At 74.9% G+C, this 1,004-nt stretch carries 1 protein-coding gene; it reads right to left on the reverse strand.

Annotation, left to right across the window (positions count from 1 at the left end; all coding sequences use genetic code 11):
* Nucleotides 1–49 precede the first annotated feature (49 nt).
* Entirely contained in the window at nt 50–823 is a 774-nt protein-coding gene (locus G5C65_RS37665) for a hypothetical protein (protein WP_241266354.1), read from the reverse strand.
* Between the last annotated feature and the right edge of the window lie 181 nt (nt 824–1,004).

The following is a 1,004-nucleotide window of genomic DNA, read 5'->3' on the forward strand; positions in this document are numbered from 1 at the left end:
CATCCCGAGTCCGCCCCGGACGGGCCCGGTCACGCCCGGACGGGCCCGGTCACACGTCCCGCCACCACGGCTCGCGGACGACCCGGCTCTCGTCCAGGGCGCAGGCGGTGCCGGTGACGACCGCGTGGCTGTCGGTGCTCCAGCCGTAGATCCCGTTGCCCTGCCGGCCCATTTCGATCACCCGCTGCCGGTCGGTGCCCTCGCCGTCGTCGACCGTGCAGTGCAGGACTGGCGCCCAGGACTCGCCGTTCAGCGCCGAGGCGAGCCCGGCGACCGGCAGGACGACGACGATCAGCAGCAGCGCCGCCGCCGTCTCGGTCGCCACCACCTTCCGGTGGCCCTTGCGGTACGCGGCCAGCACGCCGTAGCGCAGCGCCAGGATGCCCAGCCCGGTGCCCAGCCCCCACCAGGGTCCGTAGAAGACCGCCATCAGCGTCCCGAAGGCGAACGGGGTGACGAGGAAGAGCCCGGTGATCCGCACCATCTCGGCGCGGCTCCGCCCGGAGGGCACCGCACCACGCGCCGCGAAGTACGCGATGACCACGCGGGAGACGACGACGGCCAGGACGGCGGCCAGCAGCGGACTGCTCAGCAGCATCCCGATGGGGATGTCCACCCAGTTGGCGGGCTGGAGGACGACGAACACCTCCCAGGCGGCCCGGCCGCCGCCCACTGTCCAGGCCACCTTGATCGCGGGCAGGGCGAGGAGGACGGCGAGCAGCACCGAGTGCCCCGGCCCGCCGCGCCGGTCCGCCGCACGCATGGACTGCTCGGACGGCGCGGAGGGCGCGGACGGTGCCGGCCGGGCGGGCTGTGTGGTCATGCTCGATCATGGGAACGCCTCCGCCGGAGCGGCAACCGCTGGCCCGCCCCCCGGGGGACGCCGAGGCGCCGGGGAGCCAGGGAGCCGAGGAGCCGGAAGGCGCCCGCGGCCCCCGCCCCGTGTAGGGCACCATGGATGCAGACGCCACACACCACTGGAGCCGCACGTTGTCCCGCCCGTC

Source organism: Streptomyces boncukensis (genome assembly GCF_011045075.1).
Classification (GTDB): Bacteria; Actinomycetota; Actinomycetes; order Streptomycetales; family Streptomycetaceae; genus Streptomyces; species Streptomyces boncukensis.

Coding starts and splice junctions, on each gene's coding strand:
- G5C65_RS37665 (WP_241266354.1), bottom strand. CDS start 823: ATGACCACACAGCCCGCCCGGCCGGCACCGTCCGCGCCCTCCGCGCCG.